This window comes from Mesorhizobium sp. BH1-1-4 (assembly GCF_020165665.1).
Classification (GTDB): domain Bacteria; phylum Pseudomonadota; class Alphaproteobacteria; order Rhizobiales; family Rhizobiaceae; genus Mesorhizobium.
In genome coordinates this window covers 1-1,330 of sequence record NZ_JAIUIN010000045.1, presented here as the reverse complement: position 1 = coordinate 1,330, position 1,330 = coordinate 1, and the positions used below count along the sequence as shown (strand labels likewise).

At 63.0% G+C, this 1,330-nt stretch carries 1 protein-coding gene; it reads right to left on the bottom strand.

What is annotated here, in order from left to right; genetic code table 11:
• Window positions 1-60 precede the first annotated feature (60 nt).
• Window positions 61-1,251, bottom strand: coding sequence for an integrase core domain-containing protein (locus tag LB569_RS31750; protein ID WP_224695418.1), 1,191 nt, complete (start codon window positions 1,249-1,251; stop codon window positions 61-63).
• Between the last annotated feature and the right edge of the window lie 79 nt (window positions 1,252-1,330).

Sequence of the window (1,330 nt, the reverse complement as noted above, 5' to 3'; positions counted from 1 at the left end):
GTGTCCAGCCGATAGATGGGTAACAGTTTGAACCGGATACATAGGTAACAGTTTCTCCCCTTATGATGGGTTCGCCGCAGCGCCAAGCGGTTGGGTTGGCGCGGTGCTGCGGCGAACCAGTTTCATGTGCTTGTTGTCGATGAAGCCGAGCAGATGGGCATAGAAGCGCACCGCCCATTCGCCGTTCTCAGTCTCTTCGATGGCAATCGGCTCGCCTGCCAGCGTGGCCGAGATGTAGATTTCGGCGCCCTGCCATTTGACGGCGCCGTTCTGGCGCACGCTGCGTACCGCCGCCTCGTCCGGATAGTCCGGCTCGGGGATCGTCTTGGGCATGCGGCGGGTCGAGAGGCGGTAATGCTGCGAAGGCGTGCCCATGCCAAGCGCCTCGTGCGGGCGTTCCTCATTGTAGCTGCGCCGGAAGGCCTCGAAGGCCTTGGCTTGAGCCGCCCTGTCGGCCTCCGGTGCCTTGGCCATCGGCAGCATGGTCAGGTGGAAGCGCTCATGGCGACCGTTCTGCTGCGGCTTACCAGGCTGGATGCGCTCAAGGGCGATGCCGAGCTTGATGAAGCGCGCCGCAAGCGGTGTCAGCCCGGTGATGCCGGCTGACGCAAATGGTGAGCCATTGTCGCTTCTGAACCGATCCGGCAGGCCGTTCTGCTCAAACAACCGCTCAAACACCGGCCAGGCCTCTTCATCCGACGTCGAACCCGTTGCCTCGAGCCCCAACAGGTAGCGGCTCGACGCATCCATCACCGTCAGCGGTTCGCAGCGCCATCCGTCGCGGGTCCGGAACCAGCCCTTGTGGTCCCCCGTCCACACCGCGTTCGGCGCCAAAGCTTCCGGCCATGGGCCATTGCCTGCCGCCTTCCAGCGCCTGCGCCTACGCCCCACAAGTCCATGCCGCTTCAGAATCTCACCGGCTGTCGAGACCGCGGGCCAGCCGCGGCAGGGTTCCGCACGCTTGAGTCTGGCCATGATCTTCTTGGGTCCCCACAACGGGTGCGCCTCCTTCATGACCACGATCCGCTCCACCACGTCCCCGGCCGTCGCCCGGCCGTGATTGAGCGGTGCACGCGGCAGATCATGCAGGCCTTCAGGCCCAAACTCCCGGTAGCGTTCAAGCCATTTGTAGCCGGTCTTGCGAGAGATATCGAAGGCCCCACAAAGCTGCGTCATCGTCTCCTCGCCAGAAAGGCATTCCACAACAAACCGAAGCCGCTCGTCCATGATGCCAGTCTCTCGCCAAACCATCGCCGGTCCTCCCGGCGGACAAGAAAACTGTCACCCATGCAATCAGTCCATTCTGTTACCTATCTATCCGGTTCGGACA

Excerpts from the sequence above, each read along its gene's own strand:
- LB569_RS31750 (WP_224695418.1), bottom strand. The coding sequence starts at position 1,251 with ATGGTTTGGCGAGAGACTGGCATCATGGACGAGCGGCTTCGGTTTGTT.